The following is a 26763-nucleotide window of genomic DNA, read 5'->3' as shown; positions in this document are numbered from 1 at the left end:
ACCGTTAATGTGTGATATATCACTACACGTGGGCGTTCCCCTACTTCACCGCACACCAGTCCTCCAAAGACACAGTGGTATTAATTAACTTAACCCAAATCACACCTCAGCGTTTATGACGCGATATGCTTGCGCTAACTCACTGTGTTCCAGGTAGCACTCGGGCATTCGCTGGGCGCTAATCTCTCGCCTGAAACGCGTGGGCAATAAATTTACATCCCTCGCAGACCGAATGCGCCTGCGATAGTACCCCCGTTAGAATCGAGGATACTCAATGTTTGAGATAAACACCTCTGTTGTGGGAGACAGTCTTGGGCTCACCGCGCTCGTGGCGATTCTCCCCCTCGTAGCCTTTTTCATTATGTTGATGGGCTTTAAAGCCCGCGCACATACTTCGGGAGCCGTCGCCCTTGCGACCTCCATCATCCTAGCCATAGTTGCCTTTGCGATGCCCGTGGATATGGCACTGTCTTCCGCGGTCCGCGGTGGGCTCTTCGGCCTACTGCCCATCGTCTGGGTCATTATTACAGCGATTTGGTTCTACGAAATTACGGTCGCCTCAGGCCGCTTCGAAGATCTACGTAAGACCTTCGACCTCTTAGGCGATGGCGATATCCGCATTCAGTCGATGCTCATCGCGTTCTGCTTCGGTGGCCTCCTTGAAGCCCTTGCGGGTTTCGGTGCCCCCGTTGCCATTACCGCCACGATGATTATGGCGCTCGGCGTCAAGCCGCTGCGCGCTGCAACGGTGGTCCTTATTGCGAATACCGCTCCAGTCGCATTCGGTGCGGTTGGTATTCCGGTCACCACCGCCGGTGAGGTCGGCGGGCGTACCGCTGAGCAAACCCAAGATATCGCCGGCCTTATTGCCCTGCAGGTCTTGGTCATTGCCGCGATTGTTCCGTTCCTCATCGCATTCATCCTGGACGGCATGCGCGGTGTGAAAGAAACAGCGCCCGCCGCCGCGGTCATCGGTATTTCCTTTGCCGGCGCGCAGTGGCTTACCGCCACCTTCTTCGCCTACCAGCTCACCAATGTTATTGCCTGCATCGTGTCCCTGGGTGCCGCCTTCATCTTCCTCCGCGTATGGAAGCCACGCGGTGTTACCGAGCTGCGCGAGCGCATGGAGCTGCCCGCCGCAGAAACGTCGACCGATCTCAATGGCCGCCGCATCTGGATGGCCCTGCTGCCCTACGCCGTCGTTACCGCAGTATTTGCCATCGCGACCGCAGCACCAGCAATCTTCGGCTTCTGGAAGCTGAAGTTCGCGTGGCCGCTGCTGGATGGCACCGTCATCGGTACTAACGGTGAGGCCATGGACACCAGCTTTAGCTTCAATGTCTTTGGCAACCCCGGTACCTTGCTCTTGCTCTCCGGCATCATTGTGGCCATCGTTTACCACTTCTGGAACGAAAACGGCCGCTACAAGCTCAGCTTCTCCCAACCCGTGCAGGCCTTCGGTGAAGTTGCCAACCGCATGAAATTCTCTGGGCTGACCATCGTTCTGGTCCTCGCTTTGGCCTACACGATGAACTACTCGGGTCAGACCATCGCCATCGGTGAATTCGTCTCCTCCGCAGGCTCCATCTTCGCGCTCTTCGCACCCGTGCTGGGCTGGATTGGTACCGCGGTGACCGGCTCCGATACCTCCGCAAACGCGCTCTTTGGCAACCTGCAGGTTGCGGCCGCCGACCGCATTGGTGTGAACCCTGACCTCATGCTGGCTGCCAATACCGCCGGTGGTGTTGTGGGTAAGATGATTTCGCCACAATCACTGGCCATCGCGGCAACCGCCGTATCCATGGAAGGCAAGGAATCTGTCATCCTGAAAAACGTCGTGGGCTACTCCATCGCGTTCTTGGCCGTTGTCTGTGTCATCGTCTTCTTGATGACCAACGTCCTGGGCTTCTTGGTCCCATAAAACGCAAGCCACCACTGGCTATAAGCGCCTCAGCCGAGGCACAACACAAGGCGGGAAGGAAAGCATTGAGGTGCTTTCCTTCCCGCCTTTCGTGGTTCAAGGATCCAGAGCCAATCGTGCCCCGCGACTAAGAGTCACCAAAAAGATCGTCTGAGATGGACTCATTAGTATCGGGGATGTCCAGTTCTTCGGCCCGCTTATCCGCCATGGATAATAAGCGCCGAATGCGCCCTGCCACCGCATCTTTGGTCATAGGCGGATCCGCCAGCCTGCCGAGCTCCTCCAACGAGGCCTCGCGGTGCTGCACGCGCAAGCGGCCGGCATCGGCTAGGTGCTCAGGAACGTCATCCCCCAAAATTTCCATCGCCCTATCTACGCGCGCGGCGGCGGTGACGGCGGCCCGTGCCGAGCGGCGCAGGTTGGCATCGTCAAAATTATCCAACCGGCGCGATGTATCGTGCGCTTCGCGCTTTACCCGCTTCTTTTCCCAAGACAGGCGGGTCACTTGCGCGCCCATGCGGGTAAGCAACGCGCCAATGGCATCGCCGTCGCGGACGACCACGCGATCTTCGCCGCGGGTCTCTTTAGTCTTTGCGGAAATTCCCAGGCGCCGTGCGCATCCCACGAGTGCCAACGCGGCCTCCTGGCAGGGGCAGCTGACTTCCAATGCTGAAGAACGCCCGGGTTCCGTCAGGCTGCCGTGTGCAAGGAAGGCACCGCGCCACGCCGCCTCGCTATCAGCCACCGTGCCGGAAATGACCTGCGGCGGAAGCCCCACCACGGCGTGACCGGAGCGGGTAATCAGGCCTAGGCGGCGGGTAAGCTCCTTTGCCCCTTTAGTGATGCGCACGATGACGCGCGATTTCTTCACCGTCCCCGCAGGGCCGACAACGTGGCTTTCCGCTTCGATCCCGTAGAGCTCGTCTAAAGCCACGAGGATGCGCTGCGCAATTGCCTGGTTATCAAGCTCCAGCTCATAGGCCATGCTCTCACCAGAGACATCTACTTCTCCGGCAAAGCGCAGGATCGATGCGAGCTCCGCAGCGCGCGCGGACTGACGTGTCACGCCAACCGCCGCTAGTTCTTCTTTGACCTGTTCGGTCAACGGTGTGGTCACCTAGTTCGCCCCATTTCTCTGTCACAGTCACGAATGACGCTTGTGCAATGCACGGTCCCACGCACACCAACTACTGCGTGGGAAACGGAATTTTCTCATTTTACCGTGTCCCGCACCCTGAGGACTGGCTGGCCTGAACTTAGCTAGGCCCGCCGGTACTCGTTATAAAGATCCACGATGACAGAAGAAAGTTTGTCTGGATCGTGTTTCATCAATCGCTGTCCATTGTCATCCTGGATACTGACATCTGCAAATACCGCGCGTGCGCCCAAGGCTTGCGCAGCGCGCTGTACATATACCCGTTCGCTCTCATTTGGCAGCGCTGCCGCATCTAGGACGATGCGGTCGATGCGTAAATCCGGGGCGTGACGAGCCAGCACATGCACGTGGCGCTCCGCGGAAAAGCCTTGGGTTTCTCCCGGTTCGGCTGACAGGTTGAGCATCACGACGCGCAAAGCATTGGACTCAGAAATAGCCTGGACGATTTCTGGCACCAAGGTATGCGGTAATACCGAACTAAACCAGGATCCTGGACCGATGGTAATAAGATCTGCCTGCCTAATAGCCTCCAGCGCGGCGGGATTGGCTTCCGGGGCTTCAGGCAGGATTCGCACGCGCCGCACATGCCCCGGCGTCGATGCCACTGCGACCTGGCCGCGGACCTGGCGCATGACCCGGGGGTCATCGTCAAGCCCTGAGACATCAGCCTCAATCTCTAAGGGATGCGGGACCACGGGGATGACCCGCCCGTGCGAGTGCGTTAGCTCTGCTACCGCGTCCAAGGCGGCCTGGTAATCGCCCAAAACCCCGGTCAAACCCGCGATCATGAGGTTGCCCACAGCGTGGCCCGCCATGGCGCCATTGCCGCCGAAGCGATGCTGGAGGGTCTTGCCCCACAGCGCGCCTACGCGATTGTCATCGGCTAGCGCGGCCAACGCCATGCGCAGGTCACCAGGCGGAATGATATCCAATTCTCGGCGCAGGCGCCCCGAGGATCCGCCATCATCGGCGACCGTCACGATGGCAGAAATATCCGCTGCATTGCTGCGCCTAGCGGATAAAAGCGTTTGATAAAGACCATGGCCGCCGCCAAGGCAGACCATATGAGAAGGGTGTTTCATACAGTTTTTAATGCTCCTCAGCCCTAATTGCGGGCAATATCCCGGTGCAAAATGCTGACGTCAAGGGTGTCATTGGCGCGCAGGCGCTTGGCGATGTCCTCTGCTACCGCAACCGAGCGGTGATGCCCGCCCGTGCAGCCGACGCCCACGGTGATGAAGTTCTTGCCCTCGTGCCGGTATCCCTCCAGCATGGTAGAAAACATGGCGACAAAATTATCCACGAATTTCTGTGCGGCAGGCTGCGACAGGACATAATCCGCCACAGGCGCATCTGTACCGCGGCAGCCGCGCAGCTCCGGAATCCAGTAAGGATTGGGCAAAAAGCGCACGTCGACGACGATATCCGCATCGCGCGGGGAACCATTCTTAAAACCAAACGATTCCACCGTGACGTGCTGGTTGGTATTTTGAAATTCGCCAAACGCAGCTTCGATAGCTCGGCGCAAGTCATGAATCGAGAGGTTCGTGGAATCAATGATGATATCGGAGCGATCTCGAATTTCCGCCACCACTTGGCGTTCGCGTTGGATGCCCACCTTTAAGGTATCGTCGCCCTGCAAAGGGTGGGTGCGCCGCACGGAGTCGAAGCGACGGATGAGCACATCATCGCGGGCATCGAGAAAGAGAACGGTGGGTTTCATGCCCAATGCCGTTAGCTCATCGATGGTTTCCATGAGGGAACCCGGAAACATGCGAGACCGCACGTCCGTTACCGCCGCGACCTTTTCAACAGGCGTTTCTTCCTGGTTGCACAATTTCCACAGGTCCACGATGGCGCGCGGCGGGATATTATGCGCCACATAGTAGCCCTTGTCCTCAAAAACCTTGGCGGCGGAACTCAACCCGCCGCCGGACATGCCGGTAATCAAGATGGGCGGAGTGTCGAAGTGCGTCATGCCCACTAGTCTAGCGTTTTCGCGCTCCGCACTTCTGCTGGAAGGCTGCTTATTTACTGTGCGTCGTGCAACTTATCGTAGACACTCTGGGCCAGCTTCGGCCCGAACCCGTTTACCTCGCAGATCTCATCCACCGTGGCCGCCTTGAGTTTTTTGACGGAGCCAAAATGCTTGACCAAATCCGTCCGGCGTTGCGGTCCAAGCCCCGGAATTGCATCGAGCGCCGAGGAACGCATGCGCTTAGAACGCTGTTGCCGGTGGTAGGTAATGGCAAAGCGGTGCGCCTCATCGCGAATTTGCTGCAGCAAAAATAGCGCCTGGGAATTGCGCGGCAGAATCACCGGTTCATCATCCCCTGGCACCCAGATTTCCTCCAAGCGCTTGGCTAGCCCCACGAGGGTGACATCGACGATGCCCAGTTCATCAAATACCTCTTGTGCCGCAGCCACCTGGGGCGCGCCGCCGTCCACGATGAAGAGCTGAGGAGGATAGGCAAAGCGGCGGCCTGCCTCGGCGGATTCTTCTGCGACTTTTTCTTCCGCGAAGGACGATTCTTCCTTTTCCTCGTCCGGGTTCGCCAATTTATCTTGGTTGTGGCGCTTAAACCGGCGACGCGTGATCTCCGCAATGGAGCCAACGTCATTGGAATGCCCGTCGCCGGCTGCTTCCTTGATGCGGTAGCGCCGGTAATCGGACTTCTTTGGTATGCCGTCTTCAAAAACCACCAGGGAGGCGACGACATCGGTGCCTTGGATATGCGAAATATCGGTGCACTCGATGCGCAGCGGTGCCTGGTCCATTCCCAAGGCATCCTGGATATCCTGCAGCGCCGCGGACCGCGCGGTCAGGTCGCCGACGCGCTTGAGCTTGTGCTGGCGCAGTTGCTCCTTGGCGTTCTTTTCCACGGTATCCATGAGCGAACGCTTATCTCCCCGTTGCGGTACGCGCAGATCAACGCGCGCGCCACGCAGCTCTTCCAATAGGGAGACCACTTGTTCGGATTCTTCCGGCATGGCTTGAACCAAAATCTCACGCGGTATGACGTGGACATGGCGCTGTTCCATGTGCGATTCCTGGTCCACGCCGCGTCGTGGCACATCCGCAGCTAAAGCTGCATCCTCACGAGCTTCTTGTTCTTCTCGCTCCACGGCATCGGAGTAAAACTGGATGAGGAAGTTTTGCACCAAGGCGGGCAAGGCCGGATCGGGTTGGCCCTCCTCTATGGGCTCAGAGGTTGCCTGGTCACCGGCGCGTTCAACGACCCAGCCGCGCTGGCCCCGGATCCTGCCGCCGCGTACGTGAAAGATTTGGACGGCGGCTTCCAACTCATCGGAATTAAACGCAATCAGATCGGCATCGGTGCCATCGGCGAAGACAACTGCTTGCTGCTCCATGATCTTATCGATGGCCCCAAGGTCATCGCGCAACCGCGCCGCACGCTCAAATTCGAGGTTTTCAGCGGCAGCCTCCATGTCTTTGACCAGCTTGCGCCTAACACCAGCCGTATTGCCATTCATGAATGAGACCAGCTCATTGACGGTCTCGCGGTGTTCTTCTTTGCTCACCCGTCCGATACAAGGTGCATCGCACTTGCCGATGTACCCCAAAAGGCACGGCCGCCCCAGCCGCTCATGCCGGTTATATACACCTTTAGAACACGTGCGCATGGGGAAGACGCGGGTGAGCAGATCGAGGCTTTCGCGCACCGCCCACGCATGGGAATAGGGGCCAAAGTACCGCACTCCCTTGCGCCGGGGGCCGCGGTAGAAAAAGGCGCGCGGGACCACCTCTCCTACTGAGACGGCAAGCATGGGATACGTCTTGTCGTCGCGGTACATGACGTTAAAGTGCGGGTCGAACCGCTTGATCCAGGTATATTCCAGCTGCAGCGCTTCAACTTCGCTGGCGACAACCGTCCACTCCACAGAGCTGGCGGTCAGCACCATCTGCCGCGTGCGCGGGTGCAGCTGCGTAATGTCTTGGAAATAATTAGACAGGCGCGCCCGCAGGTTTTTGGCCTTGCCTACGTAAATGACGCGCCGGTTCTCATCGCGGAACTTATATACACCCGGCTCCGTCGGAATGGCTCCCGGGGCGGGGCGATAGGTTGTTGGATCTGCCAATGCTTAATCCTGCGGCATGTATTTGGCTTCCAGATCGCGGAAGTCACGGACTTTTGTGATCACGGTATCTTTATCGCCGGATTGCAATGCCCACACGGGCACGGCCTCAAATTCGGGCAGCTCAAGGCGGGCCATGCGCTGGCCGACGGGGAAAGACAGCCCGTAGACCACCTGCCACGGGTAAAAACGCGTGCCGATGATATTGCGCACCTCTACCCCATCTTCGTTGGCCTGCAGCCGCGGCCGGTTGAGAGCAATCCACGACAAGATGGAAATGACTACGCCGACACCAGGAAAGGCGAATTTGTCGATAGTGGTCACGTGCGCACCGGTAAAGGAAATATCGAGCGTAACACCCATAAAAATATGGATGGCCATGACAAGAATGACCCAACCGATGGCAATCTTGCGCAAGAACGGGGACTTGGCGCTATATTCCCACGGCTTCGACGTTGTCCGTGCGAAGGGATCCGCGCTGGTATAGACCAATACCTCCGCATCGCTAAGGGTGCGGCGCGGTTGGGATTCATTCGAAGCTGCGGCCTCATTCATGTGCTTTACTCCTCTGGAAGTCCTGCCTGCCGGTCAATGGTCAGGATTTCGATTGGCCTTTTATTAATATTCTGCGTTTAGTCTACGCAATTGCAACGCGGTGTCTAAAGCCGCGATCATGGATTCTGCGCCCTTATTTTCCGCAGAGTCAGGGAAACCTGCGCGGTCGATGGCCTGCTGCTGGTCGTTGACAGTCAAGACACCATTACCAATTGGCGTCGATTCATCCAAGGAGATGCGCGTTAGGGCTTGGGTAACAGAATCGCAGACATAATCGAAGTGCGGAGTGCCGCCGCGGATGACGCAACCCAAGGCAACGACGGCATCGAATTTTCGCGCGGCTGCCTGAACAACCACGCCCAATTCTAGGGAACCAACGACCCGGAATTCTGCGACTTCTGCCCCATTAACACGGGCAGTCTCCACCGCCTGCTGGTGCAGCTGATCGCTGACCTCTTCGTTCCAAGTCGCGGTCACGACCGCGACGCAGAGGCCGCGCGCATCTACCTGCGCGATAGCGGGTAATCCTTCTTTACTCATTTACCTAATTCTCCTTCGTGCTGCGCGTCCCACTGTGCCACCTGCGGAAGATCGTGGCCCATGCGGTCGCGTTTAGTCCGCAGATACCGAATATTATCGGCGTTGGCGGCGATGGTAAGTGGGATATGTTGGCTGACTTCGATGCCGAATCCGGCGAGCCCTTCCCCCTTGTGCGGGTTATTGGTCAACAGTTGTGCCGATTCCACCCCAAGGTCCTTCAGGATCTGGCCGGCCACGGAATACTCCCGGGCATCTTCTGGCAGCCCTTGTTCCAAGTTGGCGTCGACCGTATCCCAGCCCTCGTCCTGGAGGCGGTACGCCTGGAGCTTGTGCACCAATCCGATCCCGCGACCTTCGTGGCCGCGCAGGTAAATCACTACCCCGCTGCCGGCTTCCTGCACCTTGCGCAGGGATTCCTGCAATTGGGGGCCACAGTCGCACCGGCGCGAGCCAAAGACATCGCCGGTAAGGCACTCAGAGTGCACGCGCACCACAATATCGCGGGCACCGCGAAGCTGCGCGGGATCGCCGGCGATTAAGGCAATATGTTCTTGGCCGTCAAGGTCATGCCGGTAACCAATCGCGGTGAATTCGCCATACTCTGTGGGCAGGCGGGTTTCTACCGCGCGCTGAGTTTGCACCTCGTGGTGGCGGCGCCACTCAATAAGCTGCGCGATAGAGATCAGTGCGAGGCCGTGCTTATCGGCAAAACGCCGCAGCTCCGGCCCGCGGGCCATATCCGTCGGGTCTTCTTCTGATACGACTTCACACAGCACGCCGGCGGGACGAAGGCCTGCAAGGCGTGCCAAATCGACGGCGGCTTCCGTGTGCCCATCGCGCTCTAATACCCCGCCGGGTCGTGCGCGCAGGGGGACCACGTGGCCTGGCCGGGTGAAGTCGCTGGACCGAGTCGAAGCATCAGCCAAGCGGCGGATGGTTTCTGCGCGGGATGCCGCAGAAATTCCGGTAGAGCCCGTCGCCGCATCCACGGTTACCGTATAAGCGGTCTGGCGCACGTCCTGATTCTGCGCCATCATCGGCGGCAAATCGAGCCGCTGGCAATCTTCCGGCATTAATGAGGCGCAGACGTACCCGGAGGAATACCGCACCATAAACGCGACCAATTCCGGGGTTGCCAGCTCCGCGGCAAAGATCAGGTCCCCTTCGTTTTCCCGTCCTTCATCATCCATGACGATGACGGGCTTACCGGCGGCAATCTCCGCAATGGCGTGATCGATGGCATCAAAATGGATGCTCTCTTCAGTCGCGAACATAACCTAGCAGTCTAGTCCTTTGCTTGAGCACTTCCGGATTCGGGGTGAAGCATCTTTTCTACATACTTCGCCAGCACATCCACCTCGAGGTTTACGATATCGCCGGGCTGAGATTCTCCGTGCGTCGTCTCCCGCAAGGTGGTGGGAATAAGGGAGACCTCAAACCAGTCCTTACCTACGGCACTGACCGTCAAAGACGTACCGTTGACCGCAATAGAGCCCTTTTCCACGACGTACTGGGTAAGCTCGCGGGGCAAGCTAAAGCGCAGCACGTCCCAGTGCTCCGAATGCTCGCGCGAGACCAACCGTGCCGTGCCATCGACATGGCCCTGCATAATGTGTCCACCCAGCCGCGTGGTGGGCAGTACTGCCGGCTCGACATTCACCCGCGCGCCTTCTTCCAGCTGACCGAGTCCCGTCCGGTCCAAAGATTCTCGCATCACATTGGCGCAGAAAATATCCCCATCCAATTCCGCGATGGTAAGGCACACGCCATTGATGGCAATGGAATCCCCTAGGTGCGCGTCACTTACCGTCTGCGGCGCGCGGATACTCAACCGCAGTGCATCCGCCTGCGGTTCTAGTGCGGCCACCGTTCCTAGCTCTTGTACTAGCCCTGTAAACAATGATTCCCCTTGTATTTATCTCTAAATTATCTAATCTTTTAACGCTCGTTCCGCGCCTCGTATTCTACGAGGACATCGGGCCCGAGGCTGGTGGTGCGCACGGTGGTAAAACGTGGGGCATCGGCTAGCGTATGTGCCACCGCATTCGCCAGAACCCCGCGCCCCTGGCCGAGCAAGATAGGGGCAATATACGCCGCGAGCGCGTCCACGACACCGGCCTCGATGAAGCTCTGGGCCAAACCCGCCCCGCCTTCAACCAAGACGTCGCGGGCGCCGCTGGCATACAGCTCCTTCAGCGCGCCCTCGATGCTGTCATATTGCTCAAACCCCAGTCGCTGCAGGTGAGAGACCTTCTCACCCGCGGCCTGGAGATCGCGCTTGCCGATGACCACACGGCGCGGCTGGTGCTCCCGCAGACTCCCATCGCTAAAGCGCGCGGTAAGCGATGGGTTATCGGCAAGCGCGGTGCCGGTGCCGATGATGATGGCATCGCGCCGCGCCCTATCGGCGTGGACCCACTCGCGGGCCTTAGGCCCGGTGATCCACTGGCTCGTGCCATCGGCGGCAGCGGTAAACCCATCCAAGGTCTGGGCAAATTTCAGGGTGACGTGCGGGCGCTGCAGTTTTACCGCACGCAACCAAACATGCACCGCGTCTTCGACGCCATCCGGTGCGGTGAGCTCGCCCACCTCTACCCCGGCGGCGGCCAGGGCCTGCGCACCCCCGCCTGCTTGTGGCGTGGGATCGGCATGCAAGTAGTACACGCGGGCAATTCCGGCATCAATAAGCGCCGTGGCGCAGGGACCCGTCCTGCCCGTATGCGCGCAGGGCTCCAAGGTAACCACGGCCGTACCGCCGCGGGCTTTCTCGCCGGCCGCGCGCAGCGCCATGACTTCCGCGTGGGCACCGCCCACCGGCTGGGTCGCACCAATGCCCTCAACGGCGCCGGTAGCAGACAAAATCACCGCACCTACCGGTGGATTGGGGCTCGTGGTACCGCGCACCGCCGCACCGGCCTGCATGGCCTGAACCAAAGCTCCGGAAACGTTGGTTTCATCCATCGCGCCGGCCATTATGAACGCGTCGCAAGCGCGCGCAGTTCTTCCACCGCCTGCGCTGGATCATCGCTTTTGAATACGGCTGAGCCCGCCACGAAGGAATCGCATCCGGCCTCGGCTGCCAAGGCAATGGTATCCGGATCGATGCCGCCGTCGATCTCAATGATGGTATCGAGATTCTGCTGGTCGATGCTCTCGCGCAGGGCGCGGACCTTATCCAGCATGGCGGGCATGAATTTCTGGCCGCCAAAACCTGGTTCTACGGACATGACCAGCACCTCATCGAAGTGATGCAGCTTGTCTAGCCACGGCTCGATGGGCGTATCCGGTTTGATGGAAAAGGCCGCACGCGCACCCAGGTCTCGGATCTTGTGGGCCAAGTCCACCGCGGCGACCTCATCATCTACCGCCTCCACGTGGAAAATGACGGTGGTGGCACCGGCCTTGATGTAGGTCTCCACCCATTTCGCCGGCTCCTCAATCATCAGGTGCACGTCAAGGGGCTTATCCGTGGACCTTCTCACCGTGGCCGTAATATCCGGGCCAAAGGAAAGGTTGGGGACAAAGTGGCCGTCCATGATGTCTACATGGATCCAATCGGCGTTGGAGATGGCCTCTAGTTGTTCACCCAGCTGCGCGAAGTCAGCAGCCAAAATTGACGGAGAAATAAGTGGTGCAGGCATACCGTTAATCCTAGCGCTCTTCCTCATCGCCGCGCCGCAATACCGCCATGAACATGGCATCGGTGCCGTGGCGGTGCGGCCACATCTGGACGGATTTTTCCTTGCCCACATTGCCCATATCTGGGATAAATTCCCGCGCATCCAGCTCCTGGGCACCCAGCTTTTCTACCGCCTGATCCACGATGGCGCGGGTTTCGCGCAGATCCGGCGAACACGTGGAATACACCACGACCCCGCCCGGCCGCACGAGCTTAAGAGCAGAGGACAATAGCTCGAATTGCAGTGTCGAAAGCTCGGCAATATCGGCTTCAGATTTCCGCCAGCGTGCCTCTGGGCGGCGCCGCAAAGCGCCTAGCCCCGAACACGGCGCATCCACCAAGATGCGATCGAAGCCCGAGCCGACCTGCGGATTGCGGCCATCGGCAACGTGGACGGTCACCGGCAACCCCTGCACCGTCTTTTCAATCAGTTTCGCGCGGTGCGGCGATACTTCTACCGCATCGACGTGCGCGGATTCGATGCGCGCCAAGGCCCCCATCAGGGCCGCCTTGCCGCCCGGGCCTGCGCACAGGTCGAGCCAGCGTCCCTGGTCGGTACCGCTGACGGGCACCTCGCAGACCGCGCGGGCGATAAGCTGCGAGCCCTCATCTTGTACCGCGGCCATTCCCTGCTGGACCGGTTCCAATTGGCCTGGGTCCCCGGAATCCATATACACCGCGTAAGGCGAATAGGTACCTTCTTCATTTCCGGTAATCAGCGCCAATTCCTCGGCGGAAATTTCGCCTGGACGTGCCACCAAATGCACGCTCGGTCGCTCGGAATCCGCTTCTAAGGCAGCGGGCAATTCTTCGGGGCCGATAACGCGGGCAAAAGACTCCGCGATCCACGTTGGGTGGGCATGCCTAAAGGCCAGGCCTGCAATCTCGCCTTCCGGGGCAAGCCGCTTGAGCCACTCGTTCGGCGGCGTGCGGGTAATGGTGCGCAAGATGCCATTGGCGAATCCTTTAGCTTTCTCTTCCCCACCCGCCACGACGAGCCGGACGGAGGTATCTACCGCCGCGTGGGGTTCTACGCGCGTATACAGCACCTGGTAGGTGCCCAGGCGCAGGGCATCGATGACCACCGGCGAGATTGACTCAAGCTCGCGCGAAGAACACTGCGCGATCACCGCATCGAGCACGCCCAGGGTGCGCAGGGTGCCATAGGTAATCTCCGTGGCAAATGCGGCATCGCGGCCAGAAAGCTTCTGCTTGCGCAGCGCCTTGGGCAAGACGAGGTTGGCAAACGCATCCTCTTCGCTTACCCGGCGCACCACATCGAAGGCAACGGCGCGGGCCGGATCCACGCCCTGGTCGATGGCGGCCTGCACCAGTGATTTCCCCGCGCCTGTGTTCTTTGCGCCCGCATCCCGGGTACCTCGATTACCTCGGTTATCTCGGTGGTCGCGGTTGCGCTGGTCCTGCATGCCGCGACCACGCTGGGCGGATCCACGTTGGGAGGGCCCACGCTGGCCTTGGCCGCGCTGCGCACTGCCACGCTGCGCATTACCGCGTTGGGGCGCGCCGTTCTTGCCGTGTTGTTTAGCCTCCGGCGCCTTGTCGCCGGACTTACTGCGGGAGCGGAATCCACCAGTCACTGGAACCTCACCTCTGCGTTCTTTCCTAATCCACGCGCCCAATCGGCCGCATCCATCATCTTTTTACCCGGTGGCTGAATCCTATCCAGCTGCACCGGCTGCGTCGCGGTCCCGATATACACCGCATCCTTGTTAATCAGCGCCTCGCCAGGCGCTAGGTGCTTGTCGATGCCCTCGGTAACGCGAACCGGGCCGACCTTGAGGCGGGAATCGTCAAGCAGCGTCCATGCGCCCGGGCCCGGGGTGTGGGCGCGGATATGCCGGTCAATGGCAAAGGCTGGCTGCGCCCAGTCGATGCGCGCTGCCGCGGTAGAGATTTTCGGCGCATAGGTGGCCTCTCCTTTTTGGGCCTGCGGCTCCAGCGTGCCGGCCTCGAGCCCATCCATGGTGGCTACCAGGAGATCTGCCCCGGAATACGCGAGCCGGGTGAGCAGATCGTCTGCGGTATCCGTCCCAGTGATGCCTTCTGTGACCGTGCCGAATACCGGGCCTGTATCCAGGCCTTCTTCGATCCGGAAGGTGGATGCGCCGGTAATATCATCGCCTGCCGCGATAGCCGCTTGTACCGGTGCCGCGCCACGCCAGGCGGGAAGGAGGGAAAAGTGCAGGTTGACCCAACCATGGCGCGCGACATCCAAGAGATCCTTGCTAATGAGATTGCCATAGGCCACCACCGGGATGGCCACTGGCTGCAGCTCGGCCAAGCGCTGGCGCAGGTTATCGCCATCTTCCGTGCCAGGCCGCAGCGTGGATGGGGTCAGCACCTCGATGCCGTGCTCTTGCGCCAGCGCCTTTACCGGGCTCGGGTGAAGGCTGCGGCCCCTGCCCTTCTTCGCATCGGGCCGGGTAATGACCGCTACCACTTCGTGGCTGGAGGCAAGCAATTTCTCCAATGCCACCACCGCCGGTTCTGGGGTGCCGGCAAAAATAATCCGCATATTGGATGAGTCTCCTCGAGGTCTCGGGTGAAAATTCTAGGGTACAACGACCCCCGCCTGCGTTGCCGAAGCTCGCCTAGCCCGCGGTATTAAACCAATCGGCTTCGCGGATGGTACGCATGGCGGCCTTACGGTCGTCGTCACCAAGCCGGCGCAGGAATAACACCCCGTCAAGGTGATCGGTTTCATGCTGAATGCACCGCGCCAAAAGGCCGGAGGCCACCATTCCCACCGGCCTGCCTTCTACTTCGCGCCCAGAGACAAATACCCGATTGTGCCGCGGCGTATCGGCGCGAATCCCAGGAATGGATAGGCAGCCTTCCAGGCCAGCCTGCATGTCTTCTCCCAAAGGCGTCCACACGGGGTTAATCAGAGCCCCGCGCAACCCGGTCTGCGTATACGAGCAGTCATAGACAAAGATGCGCTTGAGTATGCCCACTTGATTCGCCGCCAGCCCTACCCCACCGGCGGCATCCATGGTCTCCAGCATGTTTTGTGCCAGCGTGCGAAGACCAGAGTCAAAGGTAGTAATCTCTTCTGCCCGCGTACTTAGTACGGGATCCCCGTAGAGCCTGATGTCTAATTCCGCCACTGAATCTTCCCTTTCTCATGTACTGCCTATTCGCCTAAGTTTATGCGCACTTCTAACCCACGTGAATGGGATCGACCATGATGCGTAGTGGCAATTCATCCTTCCGGGCGCTGCGCGCCGCATTAGCCTTGCGCAATGCGCGCCCAAGCTGCGATCGCGGCCCCAGCGGGGCGCGAACCACCAAGCGTTGTGGTGGGCCAAAGCGGTCCGCATCGTATTCCCCGGGAAGGCTGTCCCCTGGCGGGAGCGGAACCGGGCCTAAGACCTCGGCGTGCTCTGGCAGGTCCACCAATTGCTCGAAGGAATCCAAAGCGGCGTCCGCCCCGTCAATGGCGGCGAAGTGCACGGCTGGTGGAAAGCGCACCTCGCGCCGGGCACGCAATTCTTCTGCAGCGGCCGCGACCATGTCCCAGCTCATGAAGTGGCGCACGACGGGAAGTTCCGGATCCGCGGCGATGATGACGCGCCCGCCCTTGAAATGCGGCCTGACCATGGTGGCTGCCTGCGCCCATTTGGCCAGGCAGTCCTCGGTGGCGCGCAAATCCTGCCGATTCAATAAGGTGCCTGCATCCAATAAGAGGGCCGCGCCATAGGCGCCGCCTTTCACCCGCGGCTCAGCGCCCGGGGTAGCAATCACTAATGCAGGGGCATTCTCAATTGAGCCCACAACCTTATTGCCGCCGGAGACCACAACGGATGTATTGGGAAAGGCCCGCCCCAATTCCTCCGCGGTGCGTTCGGAGCCTAAAACGATGGCGCGCAGCCGCGGCGAACCGCACTCGGTACAGCGGTGATTGGTGGCAATGCGCCCACACCAGCGGCAGGTAGGCATGACCGCCTCCTCGCTTGAGCGCTCGGAGCTCGGAGGCAACCCCAATGGCCCGTTGCAGTGGCGGCACCGCGCAGGAGAATGGCACTTTCCACAAGCCAAAGTAGGCGCATACCCCTTGCGCGGGACCTGCACAAGCACCGGTTCACCGCGGTCGAGGGCCTGCTGCGCTGCCTGAAAGGCCGGCGCTTGCACAGAGGTCGTACCGCCCTCCAAATCCCGGGAAATGGACAGCCCGTAGGCACCAATGGCCAAAATATCGGGCCGGCGTGCCTCTATGGTTGAGCTACTCGGCACGAGGTCGTGTGCCCACCCAGAGTCCACCAATAATTGAGTTTCTGCCGTACGCGAATGGTTGGCCGCAATGAAGCTGCAATTTTCGAATGCAGAGCGGGTGGTAAGCACCTCCCGGGCGTGGACGTAGGGCTTGATATTGTCTACCAAGTTATCGTTGCCGTCATCAAAAATGACGGCTAGTTGCAGGTTGTCCACGGGAGTAAAAGCCGCCGAGCGCGTACCAATGACTATTCGCGCCTGGCCCACCAAGGCCGAAAGGTACCGGCGATAACGCGCCTGCGGGCCCATACTATTGGTAAGCACCGTGATTTGTTTCGGCCCGACGACAGCGCGCAGGGCGTTTTCCAAGGAATCGATTACCTTTTGGTCTGGGACGACGATAAGGACACCTCCCCCGCCCAAGGCGACCTTGGCAGCTAAGGCCGCGAGTGCATCTTCCCATTCATCGCCGGGAGCGATTTGCCATGCGGCGCGGGCTAATTTCCCGCCCAAGATGGAATCAACAAATGTTTCACCATGCTGATAGGCAGACCACCCCGATAAATCGGGCTCGCTGGCTGCGCCAAGGTCTTCCCACGGCGTATCCAAATCCGCTTCTTCCGCCTTCGCATGCCGCGGTGGAATGGCAGAGCGAATGATATCGGAGCAGATTCCGCCATAGCGATCCGCAAGGGCTTCTACCAGCCGGGACAGCTGCGGTGGGTAGACCTGAAATGGCGAGATGACTCGCTCAATAAAACGCAGCTGCCCACCGAAGTCGGAATCATGCTTGCGCTCGACGATGATCGCATCCACCAAGCGCCCATTGAACCGAATGCGTACCTTCACCCCGGCTTGGGCGCTGTCAGATTCGGCCTCATCTACCAGGTAATCAAATCCCCGATCGAGGTGGGCAATCCCTAAAAGAGGCAACACCCGCGCGACCGGTTTCCGGGCGGCGGGTGTTTTCTTAGGCATAAGCCCACATTCTACAGACCTGCGGCAGCGCGCAATTCCTCCACGCGGTCCAACTGCTCCCAAGGCAGGTCAACGTCGGTGCGACCGAAGTGACCGTAGGCGGCGGTCTGGCCGTAAATAGGACGCAGCAGATCCAATTCGCGGATGATGGCGGCCGGACGAAGGTCAAAGACCTTATTGACGGCGGCTTGGATCTGCTCATCGGTCAAGTTCTGCTTCGCGGTGCCGAAGGTCTCGACGTAGAGGCCGACCGGCTTGGCGCGACCGATGGCGTAGGCCACCTGCACCTCTGCGCGGTCCGCCAGGCCCGCGGCGACGATATTCTTGGCCACCCAGCGCATGGCGTAGGCCGCAGAGCGGTCCACCTTGCTGGGGTCCTTGCCGGAGAAAGCACCGCCGCCGTGGCGGGCCATGCCACCGTAGGTATCCACGATGATCTTGCGCCCGGTAAGGCCTGCATCACCCATCGGGCCACCCAAAATGAAGGAGCCGGAAGGGTTGACCAAGAGGTTGGTGTCCTCGGTGTAGTACTTATCAAGGCCGGCGTCCTTGATAACCCATTCCAACACCTCGCTGCGCAGGTGGGTTTCTAGCCACTGACTATCTACCTCAGGATCGTGCTGGGTAGAAATAACGACCGTATCCAGGTGAGACGGCTCATTGTTCTCGGTATATGCGAAGGTCACCTGGGTCTTGCCGTCCGGGCGCAGATGGTCCACAATACTCTCTTTGCGCACCTGGGTCAGGCGGCGGGACAGGCGGTGTGCCAAGGCGATGGGCAATGGCATGTACTCCGCGGTTTCATTCGAAGCATAACCAAACATCAGGCCCTGGTCGCCGGCGCCGGCGGTGTCATTTTCTTCGTCATAATCCGCGCCCTGATCGCGTGCCTCGGTGGAGGTATCCACGCCAGCACCGATTTCCTGCGACTGCTCGCCGATGGCGATATTAACGCCACAGGTATTGCCATCGAAGCCCACATCGGAAGATGTAAAGCCGATGGACTTCAGGGTCTCGCGCACGAGAGCCGGGATTTCCACGTAGGCATTGGTGCGAACTTCGCCCACGACGTGTACTTGGCCGGTGGTGACCAGGGTTTCCACGGCGACGCGGGACTCCGGATCCTTATCTAAAAGCGCATCCAAGATGGCATCCGAGATGGCGTCACAAATCTTGTCTGGGTGCCCCTCAGTAACGGACTCGCTTGTAAAAAGACGAGCTTCCACTGCAGCGTTATCAGTCACAAAAACTTCCTTTGATTATTACGTATTCGATACCGAGGCATTCTGCCCCCTACCAATCATATGGCCACCCTAGACCAAGCGGTCTATAAACGCAATATTTAATTTCCCGGTTCAATCATTTCATTCACGACGCCGAGAATCTGCGCCGCGACGACCTGCTTAGATCCATGCTCTACGCGCTGCGGTTCCACATTCCGCCGCAGGATCCACCCCTCGCTACTTTCCTGGCCAAAGGTCACGCCGCGGCCGACCTCATTGGCCATCAGTACGTCACAACCCTTGCGCGCAAACTTTTCTTGGGCATACTCCAGTGCCGAAGAATCAGCATCTCCCGTCTCCGCCGCAAAGCCAACGATGACGCAGTTTTCCGGCACCTCGCCCTCTTCGCGCGCGGCCACGAGAGACTTCAAAATATCTGGATTTTCCACCATCTCCAGCGCGGCAAGCGCATCATCCGCTTTGCCCTTTTTCATCTTGGACTCTGCCACATTGGCGGGCCGGTAGTCCGCGACCGCCGCGGCCATGATGACGATATCGGCATCGCGGGATTCCTCGCGCATCGCGCTTTCTAGGTCTTGTGCGGACACGATGTCCCGGATTGTAGCCCCGCTCGGTAACGGCAACTCCGCGATATTGCCCGCCACAATCGTGACATCTGCGCCCTTGTGCGCGGCCACTTCTGCCAGCGCAAACCCTTGCCGGCCGGAGGAACGGTTTCCTATATAGCGAACTGGGTCTAATTCCTCTTGCGTGCCACCGGCGGAGATAACAACCTTCAGCCCCGACCAGCTGTGGTCGATGTGAAAGCCAGCCAGCTCGGTGCGTGCGATGGCCGCAATCTGTTCTGGATCCGGTAGCCTTCCTGCGCCCGTATCCTTACCCGTAAGACGCCCGTGCGCCGGTTCCATGACGGTAATTCCGCGCCGACGCAGGGTCTTCACGTTGTCTTGTGTCGCTGGGTTATTCCACATTTCGGTGTGCATGGCGGGCGCCACGATGATGGGGCACGTTGCTACCAGCACGGTCGCGGTCAAGAGATCATCGGCGCGTCCCGCAGCCAGGCGAGAAATGAGGTCCGCCGTAGCAGGGGCGATAACCACGGCATCGGCCTCCTGCCCCACAGCTACGTGTTGAACGTCCTCTACGGCTTCAAAAACACCGGTTGAGACGGGGTTTCCGGATAATGCCTGGAATGTTGCGGCGCCGACGAAGTTCAAGGCGCTTTCTGTAGGAACGACGCGGACATTATCGCCGTGTTCTTTAAAATTGCGCACTAGGTGGCAGGCTTTATACGCGGCGATGCCACCGGCAACGCCCAGCACGATATTGCGAGGAGAATTTGAAACAGTCACATCGCACAATCGTACCGTGCAGGTATGACAAGAGCCCCGCCCGGCCGCCACATTAGTTCCACAAAAGTGAAACCATTGGGGGTAGCCGGACGGGGCTGAAATGAGGCACAAGGTGCGCACGCGAATGCGCGCGTTACTTACTTGCCTTCCTCGTGGTCCAACAGACCTGCGTCGATTTCGCGCAGCGCGATGGACAGTGGCTTCTCGCCGGGTTCTGGGTTAACCAGCGGGCCAACGAACTCAAAGACGCCTTCATCTTGCTCTTGGTAGTAGCTATTGATCTGGCGTGCACGCTTGGCAGCGAAAATTACCAAGGCGTACTTGGAAGAAACCTTGTCCAACAGCTCATCGATTGGCGGGTCAGTAATACCAATCGGATCATCAAATACCGGTTCCGACTTTGCGGATTCAGTGTTAGAAGGGGTGGTCACGTTAGTCACATGCACCTTTACATTGGTTGAAGATGGTCAAAAGAAGAATCTATCCTCGCAGGATATCACTAATGGCGGCCACTGCCTCATCTAGGTTTTCATTGACCACAACGTGATCAAACTCATCCTGTGCAGCTAGTTCCTCATATGCAGTGTGCAACCTACGATCGATGACGTCTTGTGGTTCGGTACCGCGACCGGTCAGGCGCTCTACCAACACCTCCCAGGAAGGAGGGGCCAAGAAGACCAAGTCCGCTTCCGGAAGGGCCTTCCGGACGCTACGCGCACCGGCCAGGTCAACCTCGACGAGAACCGGGCGCCCTGCTTCCAAAGCCTCTTCTACGGGACGGGCAGGTGTTCCAGAACGCTGCAATCCGCCGTGAATATCTGCCCATTCGAGCATCTCACCGGCATCAATGCGTTCTTGAAAAGCCTCAGGGGTGACGAAGAAATAATCCACGCCGTCTTTTTCCCCGGGGCGGGGCTGGCGCGTAGTCATAGACACGCTGAAATACAGCCCCTCGACGTCATGCCGTAGACGCGACACTACGGTGGATTTACCCACTGCGGAGGGACCCGCCAACACGACGAGGCGACCGCGAGCAGTTGCGTCAGCCATGGACGTGATTATTCGTCGCCGTAACCGAAGCGCTCAAGAAGAGCACGACGCTGGCGCTCACCCAGACCGCGCAGGCGGCGGGTCTGTGCAATCTCCAGATCTTCCATGATTTCCTTGGCCTTGACCTTGCCAACCTTAGGCAGAGCCTCGAGGAGTGCAGAAACCTTGGTCTTGCCGATGATCTCATCGGTCTCAGCCTTTTCCAGCACGTCCTTCAGGTCGGTCTCGCCGCGCTTAAGCGCAGCCTTGAGCTCAGCGCGAGCCTTGCGGGCCTCAGCGGCCTTTGCGAGAGCTTCCTTACGCTGCTCATCAGTCAACTTTGGAAGGGCCACGAGTTTCCTCCGATTCATTAGATTGGTTCTATTACTTCTGGCACTGGGTACCAGATTCCGGTTGCCAAACGCGATGGAAATACCGCGGAAAGTTACCCTGAACCTTCGAGCACACCGACTTCTGATTATCCTAGCACCGCTAGTGACACGATGACGATAGGCGACCCAGATGGGCCACTCGTTTTAGCACGTCAACGCACATGCTTAGACCAAAATACCAGGTAAACGGCGCGGCCGTTAATCGACCCCGCCGCGTGTTCTAATCCCGGAATTGGTCTGCGGTATCGATCACGGCTTTGCGCAGGTCATCGACCTGAGGACCGCGCTGTAGGACGGCGCGCGAGACATTCGCAAAGCCCAGCTGCGGGCACTCAGACACAATGGCGTGCACCTGCGCGGGACCCGCCCCCTGGGCACCGACGCCGGGAAGCAACACCGGGCCATTAAGCGAGTCCAATCGGGGCGGATTATCCACGGTCGCACCCACCACAACGCCCACGCTTCCAGCAACACCGGTCTCTTTCTCCGAGGCATTGAAGGCGGCGCACTCGTCGACGACCGCTTGGGCAATCGAGTCCGCAGTGCCTGCAGGCACTGCCTGAATGGCGCGGGCCTCCGGATTAGAGGTAGCCGCGAGGACGAATACACCGCGGTTGTTTTCTTGCGCCGTGGCAATAGCCGCGCCCAGCGCCCCAACGCCGAGGTAAGGCGAAAGTGTCACCGAGTCAGCGCGCAGGGGCGAGGTCTCCCCTAGCCAAGCATCGCCATAGCCTTCCATGGTGGAGCCGATATCGCCGCGCTTGGCATCCGCCACCGTCAGGCATCCTGCCTCGCGCAAACCGGCCAGCGTTTCTTCCAAGACCGCAAAGCCTGCGGCGCCGAAGCGCTCGAAGAATGCCACCTGTGGTTTTACCAAGGCTACGGAATCCGCGAAGGCCTCGACGCAGCGCATACTGAAGGTGCGCAGGCCTTCTGCCGAATTATCCAAACCCCATTGCTCTAAGAGGTACGGGTGCGGATCGATGCCTACGCAGAGGCGACCTCTTTCGCGGCCAGCTTCTTCCAGGCGCTGGCCAAAGGTTTTAGTTGCGTGGTCCATGCTCAAGCTCCTGAAGTGCGCGGACCTGCAAATCACCCTGGCGCAGCGCTTCGATGCCCTGCACCGCCGCCGTCACGCCTTGAACCACCGTGACCAGTGGCAGCCCCATGTGCACCGCTGCGGCGCGGATATCGTAGCCGTCGTGACGGGAACCGGCGGAGCCTGCTGGCGTATTGAGGATCCAATCCACCTCGCCGTTGAGGATCTTGTCCACGATGGACTCTTCGCCGTCCTTGGCCTCAGAGACCTTGACGGCGACCTCACACTCGATGCCATTGCGGCGCAGCATCTGCGCGGTACCCGCAGTAGCGATGATGTTGTAGCCCATCGTGGCCAAGCGCTGGATGGGGAAAATCAGCGTGCGCTTATCCCGGTTGGCTACGGAGACGAAGACCGTGCCCTCAATCGGCGGACGAGCAAACGCGGAGATTTCCGCCTTGGCAAAGGCCGCACCGAAGTTGTTGGCCAAGCCCATCACCTCACCGGTGGACTTCATCTCGGGCGACAGCAAGGAATCGAGCAGGCTGCCATCTGGGCGTCGGAAACGGTTGAAGGGCAAGACCGCTTCCTTGACCGCAATCGGGTGATCAAGTGGCAAGGAACCGCCATCGTAGGACGATGGAATAAGTCCTTCTTCTCGCAGTTCCGCGATGGTGGATCCCATCATGATGCGGGCGGCGGCCTTTGCTAGCGGCACGCCGGTCGCCTTTGAGACGAACGGAACGGTGCGCGAGGCGCGCGGGTTGGCCTCGATGACATAAAGGATGTCGTCCTTCAAGGCGAACTGGACGTTCATCAGGCCCTTGACGCCGATTCCCTCGGCCAAACGGCGCGTGGACTCGCGCACATTCTCGATGTCCTCTGGGCCCAGCGTCATCGGCGGCAGGGCGCAGGAGGAGTCACCGGAGTGAACGCCAGCCTCCTCGATGTGCTCCATCACGCCGCCGAGGTAGACCTCGTTGCCGTCGCACAGGGCATCGACGTCGATCTCAATGGCCGAATCCAAGAAGCGGTCCACCAGGACTGGATGGTCTGGGGAAAGCTCGGTGGCGCGCTCGATATAGTTCTCCAGCGACCGCTCATCGTAAACAATTTCCATGCCGCTGCCGCCCAATACGTAGGAAGGACGAACCAGGACTGGATAACCGATGGAGGCTGCTACCTTCCGGGCCTCCTCGAAGGAGGTGGCGGTGCCGAATTGCGGTGCGGCAAGCCCACCGGCTTCCAGAACCTTGCCGAATTCGCCGCGATCCTCGGCGGAGTCGATGGCAGCAGGGCTGGTGCCCACCACCGGCACGCCGGCGGCATCGAGGCGCTCTGCCAAGCCCAGCGGGGTCTGGCCACCCAGCTGCACCAGCACGCCGGCGACCTCGCCGGAGGCTGCCTCTGCGTGGTAGACCTCCATGACATCTTCGAAGGTCAGCGGCTCGAAGTACAGGCGGTCGGCGGTGTCATAGTCCGTCGATACCGTCTCCGGGTTGCAGTTGACCATTACGGTCTCATAGCCCTTGCGAGAAAGCTCAAGGGCGGCGTGTACGCAGGAGTAGTCAAATTCGATGCCTTGGCCAATGCGGTTCGGGCCAGAGCCCAAGATGATGACCTTGCCCTTCGAGCCTTCCGGCGCTGGGTGCACTTCGGTTTCGGCATCGGGGTCCAGCTCATAGGAGCTGTAGTGGTACGGCGTTTGCGCCTCGAACTCGCCGGCACACGTATCGACGGTCTTGAAGACGGGGCGGATGCCCATGCGCCAGCGCAGGCTGCGCACGCCATCCTCGCCGTTGAACTCGGGGCGCAGGGCGGCAATTTGGGCATCGGAAAGCCCGAAGACCTTAGCCTCGCGCAGGAGTTGCTCGGTGAGCACGGGGGCATCGACAAGCTCCTGGCGGAATTCCACCAGGCCCTCGAGCTCCGCAATGAACCATGGATCCACGCCGGAGGCTTCGTGGACCTCATCCACCGAGGCGCCGAGGCGCAGGGCCAGCTCGATATCGTACATGCGGCCCTCAGTGGGGCGCTCGAGATCCTTGAGCACCGCCTGCACGTCGGTGGCGCGCTCGCCCGCGAAATACTCATCTGGCTTTGTCCAGAAACCATTGGGCTTGTTTTCCAGGGACCGCATGACCTTATTCAGGCCAGAGATGTAGTTGCGGCCGATGCCCATGGCTTCGCCCACAGATTTCATCGTGGTGGTCAAGGTGTCATCGGAGCCGGGGAACTTCTCAAAGGCAAAGCGGGGCGCCTTGACGATGACATAGTCCAACGTCGGCTCGAAGGCCGCTTGGGTTTCGCCGGTGATGTCATTTTGCACCTCGTCCAAGGTGTAGCCGATGGCCAATTTCGCGGCCAGCTTGGCAATGGGGAAACCCGTTGCCTTGGAGGCCAGCGCCGAGGAGCGGGATACGCGCGGGTTCATCTCGATGACGATGATGCGGCCATCATCTGGGTTCAAGGCGAACTGGATATTGCAGCCGCCGGTATCAACGCCAACCTCGCGGATGATGTCGATGCCCAAATCGCGCATCTTCTGGAACTCGCGGTCCGTCAGCGTCAGCGCCGGCGCCACGGTAACGGAGTCACCGGTGTGCACGCCCAAGGCATCAACGTTTTCGATGGAGGCGACGACGACCACGTTGTCGTCGCCATCGCGCATGAGCTCGAGCTCGTATTCTTTCCAGCCGAGGATGGATTCCTCGATGAGCACATTAGCCTCGGGCGAGGCCGCAAGCCCGCCGCCGGCGATGCGTTCAAGGTCCTCGTTATTGAAGGCTAGGCCGGAACCCAGTCCACCCATGGTGAAGGACGGGCGCACCACGACGGGCAGGCCGAGCTTGTCGACGGTCTCGTGGACCTCGTCCATGTTGTGGCACACGGCCGAGCGAGCAGATTCTCCGCCTACCGAGGCCACGATGTCCTTAAACTTTTGGCGGTCCTCGCCGCGCTCGATGGCATCGATATCGGCGCCGATGAGCTCGATATCGTACTTATCCAAAATTCCCTGGCGGTCTAGCTGCACCGCAGCGTTGAGCGCGGTTTGCCCGCCCAAGGTGGCCAGGACGGCGTCGATGGGGTGGCCTTCCTCTGCCTCCTTGACCAGGATCTTTTCGATGTACTCCGGCTCGATGGGCTCGACGTAGGTGTGGTCGGCGAATTCCGGATCCGTCATGATGGTCGCGGGGTTCGAGTTCACCAGGGTCACGCGCAGGCCCTCGTCCTTCAGGACGCGGCAGGCCTGGGTTCCGGAGTAGTCGAATTCGCAGGCCTGGCCGATGACGATGGGCCCGGAGCCGATGACCAGGACGTGATTAATGTCAGTGCGCTTTGGCATAATATTTCTTCCTTTTCCTGGGTGACTACTTATTCGGGGTGTGGTTGGCCATGAGCTCTAAGAATTGATCAAAGAGCGGGTTGGCATCGTGCGGGCCGGCGGCGGATTCCGGGTGGTACTGCACCGAGAAGGCCATGCCATTGCGCAGGGCGACGCCCTCGACCGTGTCATCGTTCAAGCAGATGTGCGTGATGTGGGCCGGGCCGAAGTCCGAGGCGAATTCGGCATCTTCATCGGCCAAGTCGTAGTTATCTGGCGTCTGCAGCGCGAAGCCGTGGTTTTGGGAGGTGATATCGATTTTACCGGTAAGCATGTTGCGTACTGGGACGTTGATACCGCGGTGGCCGAACTTCATCTTGTAGGTGGATAGGCCAAGCGCGCGCCCGAGCAGCTGGTTGCCAAAGCAGATGCCGAAGAACGGGATTTTCGCCTCGAGTACCTTTTTGATGGTGGCAACAGTGTCATCTGCGGTGGCCGGGTCACCCGGGCCGTTGGAGACGAAGACGCCATCCGGGTTATAGGACTGAACTTCTGCAAAGGTGGTGGTAGACGGCACCACGATGGTCTCGATACCGCGCTGGGAAAGGTAACGCGGCGTTGCGGATTTCACGCCCATGTCAAAGGCGACGATGGTGTATTTCTTCTCTCCCTTGGCCTCTACAACGTAGGGCTTGTCGGTAGATACCTCGGCGGCAAGGTCCGCGCCCTCCATGGAGGACTGGCTCTTTACCTCCGCGAGGAGTTCCTCGACGGGCCGGGTGGCAGCCTCACCAGAGAAGAGGCCCGCGGAGATGGAACCGTAGTTGCGCAGGTGGCGCACCAAGGTGCGGGTATCGATGCCGCGGATGCCGATGACCCCTTGCGCCTGCATTTCTTCGCTCAAGCTGCGCTCTGCGCGCCAGCTGGATACGCGGCGGGACAGATCGCGGATAACCAGGCCTGCGACCCAAATATTATTGCCGTGGGACTCGTTATCCTCATCGTTCCAGCCGGTATTGCCAATGTGCGGGGCGGCGGAGACGACGATCTGGCGGTGGTAGGACGGGTCCGTCATCGTTTCTTGATACCCGGTCATCGCGGTGGTAAATACGGCCTCGCCGAGGGTGGTGCCGGTAGCGCCGAAGCCGTAGCCACGGAAGGTACGCCCATCCGCAAGGACGAGGATTGCTGGGGTTTTATCAGTCACGTCGTGGCCTTTCTG

General features: G+C 60.0%; 23 protein-coding genes. 1 reads left to right on the top strand and 22 read right to left on the bottom strand.

Annotated elements, in window-relative coordinates:
* The first annotated feature begins 274 nt into the window (after window positions 1-274).
* Entirely contained in the window at window positions 275-1921 is a 1647-nt protein-coding gene (locus QP891_RS01640; RefSeq protein WP_284816852.1) for an L-lactate permease, read from the top strand.
* A 127-nt stretch (window positions 1922-2048) separates the two neighbouring features.
* Here the strand turns inward: QP891_RS01640 and whiA are convergent, their stop codons facing one another.
* The 22 genes from whiA to carA form a co-directional block, all read right to left on the bottom strand.
* Window positions 2049-3038, bottom strand: coding sequence for a DNA-binding protein WhiA (gene whiA / locus QP891_RS01635; protein WP_284769763.1), 990 nt, complete (start codon window positions 3036-3038; stop codon window positions 2049-2051).
* Between the two features lie 143 nt (window positions 3039-3181).
* Window positions 3182-4159 carry a gluconeogenesis factor YvcK family protein gene (locus tag QP891_RS01630; protein WP_284769762.1) on the bottom strand — a complete coding sequence of 326 codons (978 nt, stop codon included), beginning with the start codon at window positions 4157-4159 and terminating at the stop codon, window positions 3182-3184.
* Between the two features lie 23 nt (window positions 4160-4182).
* A complete protein-coding gene (gene rapZ, locus QP891_RS01625; protein WP_284769761.1) occupies window positions 4183-5055 on the bottom strand; it encodes an RNase adapter RapZ in 873 nt (290 codons plus the stop codon).
* A 53-nt stretch (window positions 5056-5108) separates the two neighbouring features.
* Window positions 5109-7178 carry an excinuclease ABC subunit UvrC gene (uvrC, locus tag QP891_RS01620; RefSeq protein WP_284769760.1) on the bottom strand — a complete coding sequence of 690 codons (2070 nt, stop codon included), beginning with the start codon at window positions 7176-7178 and terminating at the stop codon, window positions 5109-5111.
* A gap of 3 nt (window positions 7179-7181) precedes the next feature.
* Window positions 7182-7730 (bottom strand): PH domain-containing protein, encoded by a 549-nt coding sequence (locus QP891_RS01615; RefSeq protein WP_284769759.1) that lies wholly within the window; start codon window positions 7728-7730, stop codon window positions 7182-7184.
* Window positions 7731-7793: 63 nt separating this feature from the next.
* On the bottom strand, window positions 7794-8270 hold the full coding sequence (gene ribH, locus QP891_RS01610; protein ID WP_284816849.1) for a 6,7-dimethyl-8-ribityllumazine synthase: 477 nt from the start codon (window positions 8268-8270) through the stop codon (window positions 7794-7796).
* Window positions 8267-9544, bottom strand: coding sequence for a bifunctional 3,4-dihydroxy-2-butanone-4-phosphate synthase/GTP cyclohydrolase II (locus QP891_RS01605; protein ID WP_284769757.1), 1278 nt, complete (start codon window positions 9542-9544; stop codon window positions 8267-8269). The genes ribH and QP891_RS01605 overlap by 4 nt, the downstream gene beginning before the upstream one ends.
* Window positions 9545-9555: 11 nt before the next feature.
* Window positions 9556-10170, bottom strand: a complete 615-nt coding sequence (locus QP891_RS01600; RefSeq protein WP_284769756.1) for a riboflavin synthase — start codon at window positions 10168-10170, stop codon at window positions 9556-9558.
* 38 nt (window positions 10171-10208) lie between these two features.
* Complete coding sequence (gene ribD, locus QP891_RS01595) at window positions 10209-11231, bottom strand: bifunctional diaminohydroxyphosphoribosylaminopyrimidine deaminase/5-amino-6-(5-phosphoribosylamino)uracil reductase RibD (protein WP_410762388.1); 1023 nt, start codon at window positions 11229-11231, stop codon at window positions 10209-10211.
* 11 nt (window positions 11232-11242) lie between these two features.
* Window positions 11243-11911 (bottom strand): ribulose-phosphate 3-epimerase, encoded by a 669-nt coding sequence (gene rpe, locus QP891_RS01590; RefSeq protein WP_284769754.1) that lies wholly within the window; start codon window positions 11909-11911, stop codon window positions 11243-11245.
* 10 nt (window positions 11912-11921) lie between these two features.
* The gene (locus tag QP891_RS01585; protein WP_410756185.1) at window positions 11922-13376 is read right to left on the bottom strand and encodes an RsmB/NOP family class I SAM-dependent RNA methyltransferase; all 1455 of its coding nucleotides are present in this window, start codon (window positions 13374-13376) and stop codon (window positions 11922-11924) included.
* 167 nt (window positions 13377-13543) lie between these two features.
* Complete coding sequence (fmt, locus tag QP891_RS01580) at window positions 13544-14485, bottom strand: methionyl-tRNA formyltransferase (protein WP_284769752.1); 942 nt, start codon at window positions 14483-14485, stop codon at window positions 13544-13546.
* Between the two features lie 76 nt (window positions 14486-14561).
* Window positions 14562-15077 (bottom strand): peptide deformylase, encoded by a 516-nt coding sequence (gene def, locus QP891_RS01575; RefSeq protein ID WP_284816847.1) that lies wholly within the window; start codon window positions 15075-15077, stop codon window positions 14562-14564.
* 52 nt (window positions 15078-15129) lie between these two features.
* A complete protein-coding gene (locus QP891_RS01570; protein ID WP_284816845.1) occupies window positions 15130-17160 on the bottom strand; it encodes a primosomal protein N' in 2031 nt (676 codons plus the stop codon).
* Window positions 17161-17171: 11 nt separating this feature from the next.
* Entirely contained in the window at window positions 17172-18404 is a 1233-nt protein-coding gene (gene metK, locus QP891_RS01565) for a methionine adenosyltransferase (protein WP_284769749.1), read from the bottom strand.
* Window positions 18405-18502: 98 nt separating this feature from the next.
* Entirely contained in the window at window positions 18503-19756 is a 1254-nt protein-coding gene (coaBC, locus tag QP891_RS01560; protein WP_284769748.1) for a bifunctional phosphopantothenoylcysteine decarboxylase/phosphopantothenate--cysteine ligase CoaBC, read from the bottom strand.
* A 137-nt stretch (window positions 19757-19893) separates the two neighbouring features.
* Entirely contained in the window at window positions 19894-20196 is a 303-nt protein-coding gene (gene rpoZ / locus QP891_RS01555; RefSeq protein WP_005279075.1) for a DNA-directed RNA polymerase subunit omega, read from the bottom strand.
* A 40-nt stretch (window positions 20197-20236) separates the two neighbouring features.
* The gene (gene gmk / locus QP891_RS01550; RefSeq protein ID WP_023022483.1) at window positions 20237-20806 is read right to left on the bottom strand and encodes a guanylate kinase; all 570 of its coding nucleotides are present in this window, start codon (window positions 20804-20806) and stop codon (window positions 20237-20239) included.
* Window positions 20807-20814: 8 nt separating this feature from the next.
* Window positions 20815-21138, bottom strand: coding sequence for an integration host factor, actinobacterial type (mihF, locus tag QP891_RS01545; RefSeq protein ID WP_121910735.1), 324 nt, complete (start codon window positions 21136-21138; stop codon window positions 20815-20817).
* A gap of 259 nt (window positions 21139-21397) precedes the next feature.
* Window positions 21398-22237, bottom strand: coding sequence for an orotidine-5'-phosphate decarboxylase (pyrF, locus tag QP891_RS01540; RefSeq protein WP_284769747.1), 840 nt, complete (start codon window positions 22235-22237; stop codon window positions 21398-21400).
* Window positions 22221-25562, bottom strand: a complete 3342-nt coding sequence (carB, locus tag QP891_RS01535; protein WP_284769746.1) for a carbamoyl-phosphate synthase large subunit — start codon at window positions 25560-25562, stop codon at window positions 22221-22223. The genes pyrF and carB overlap by 17 nt, the downstream gene beginning before the upstream one ends.
* A 25-nt stretch (window positions 25563-25587) precedes the next feature.
* On the bottom strand, window positions 25588-26748 hold the full coding sequence (carA, locus tag QP891_RS01530; RefSeq protein ID WP_284769745.1) for a glutamine-hydrolyzing carbamoyl-phosphate synthase small subunit: 1161 nt from the start codon (window positions 26746-26748) through the stop codon (window positions 25588-25590).
* Window positions 26749-26763 lie beyond the last annotated feature (15 nt).

The sequence above is a fragment of the Corynebacterium sp. MSK310 genome, from assembly GCF_030227355.1.
Taxonomy (GTDB): Bacteria; Actinomycetota; Actinomycetes; order Mycobacteriales; family Mycobacteriaceae; genus Corynebacterium; species Corynebacterium rhinophilum.
This window is presented reverse-complemented; position numbering and strand designations above follow the sequence as displayed.

Coding starts and splice junctions, on each gene's coding strand:
- ribD (WP_410762388.1), bottom strand. CDS start 11,231: ATGGATGAAACCAACGTTTCCGGAGCTTTGGTTCAGGCCATGCAGGCC.
- ribH (WP_284816849.1), bottom strand. CDS start 8,270: ATGAGTAAAGAAGGATTACCCGCTATCGCGCAGGTAGATGCGCGCGGC.
- QP891_RS01640 (WP_284816852.1), top strand. CDS start 275: ATGTTTGAGATAAACACCTCTGTTGTGGGAGACAGTCTTGGGCTCACC.
- QP891_RS01615 (WP_284769759.1), bottom strand. CDS start 7,730: ATGAATGAGGCCGCAGCTTCGAATGAATCCCAACCGCGCCGCACCCTT.
- QP891_RS01570 (WP_284816845.1), bottom strand. CDS start 17,160: ATGCCTAAGAAAACACCCGCCGCCCGGAAACCGGTCGCGCGGGTGTTG.
- gmk (WP_023022483.1), bottom strand. CDS start 20,806: ATGGCTGACGCAACTGCTCGCGGTCGCCTCGTCGTGTTGGCGGGTCCC.
- QP891_RS01605 (WP_284769757.1), bottom strand. CDS start 9,544: ATGTTCGCGACTGAAGAGAGCATCCATTTTGATGCCATCGATCACGCC.
- rpe (WP_284769754.1), bottom strand. CDS start 11,911: ATGCCTGCACCACTTATTTCTCCGTCAATTTTGGCTGCTGACTTCGCG.
- carB (WP_284769746.1), bottom strand. CDS start 25,562: ATGCCAAAGCGCACTGACATTAATCACGTCCTGGTCATCGGCTCCGGG.
- pyrF (WP_284769747.1), bottom strand. CDS start 22,237: ATGGACCACGCAACTAAAACCTTTGGCCAGCGCCTGGAAGAAGCTGGC.
- QP891_RS01585 (WP_410756185.1), bottom strand. CDS start 13,376: ATGCAGGACCAGCGCAACCGCGACCACCGAGATAACCGAGGTAATCGA.
- QP891_RS01630 (WP_284769762.1), bottom strand. CDS start 4,159: ATGAAACACCCTTCTCATATGGTCTGCCTTGGCGGCGGCCATGGTCTT.
- rapZ (WP_284769761.1), bottom strand. CDS start 5,055: ATGACGCACTTCGACACTCCGCCCATCTTGATTACCGGCATGTCCGGC.
- fmt (WP_284769752.1), bottom strand. CDS start 14,485: ATGCGGATTATTTTTGCCGGCACCCCAGAACCGGCGGTGGTGGCATTG.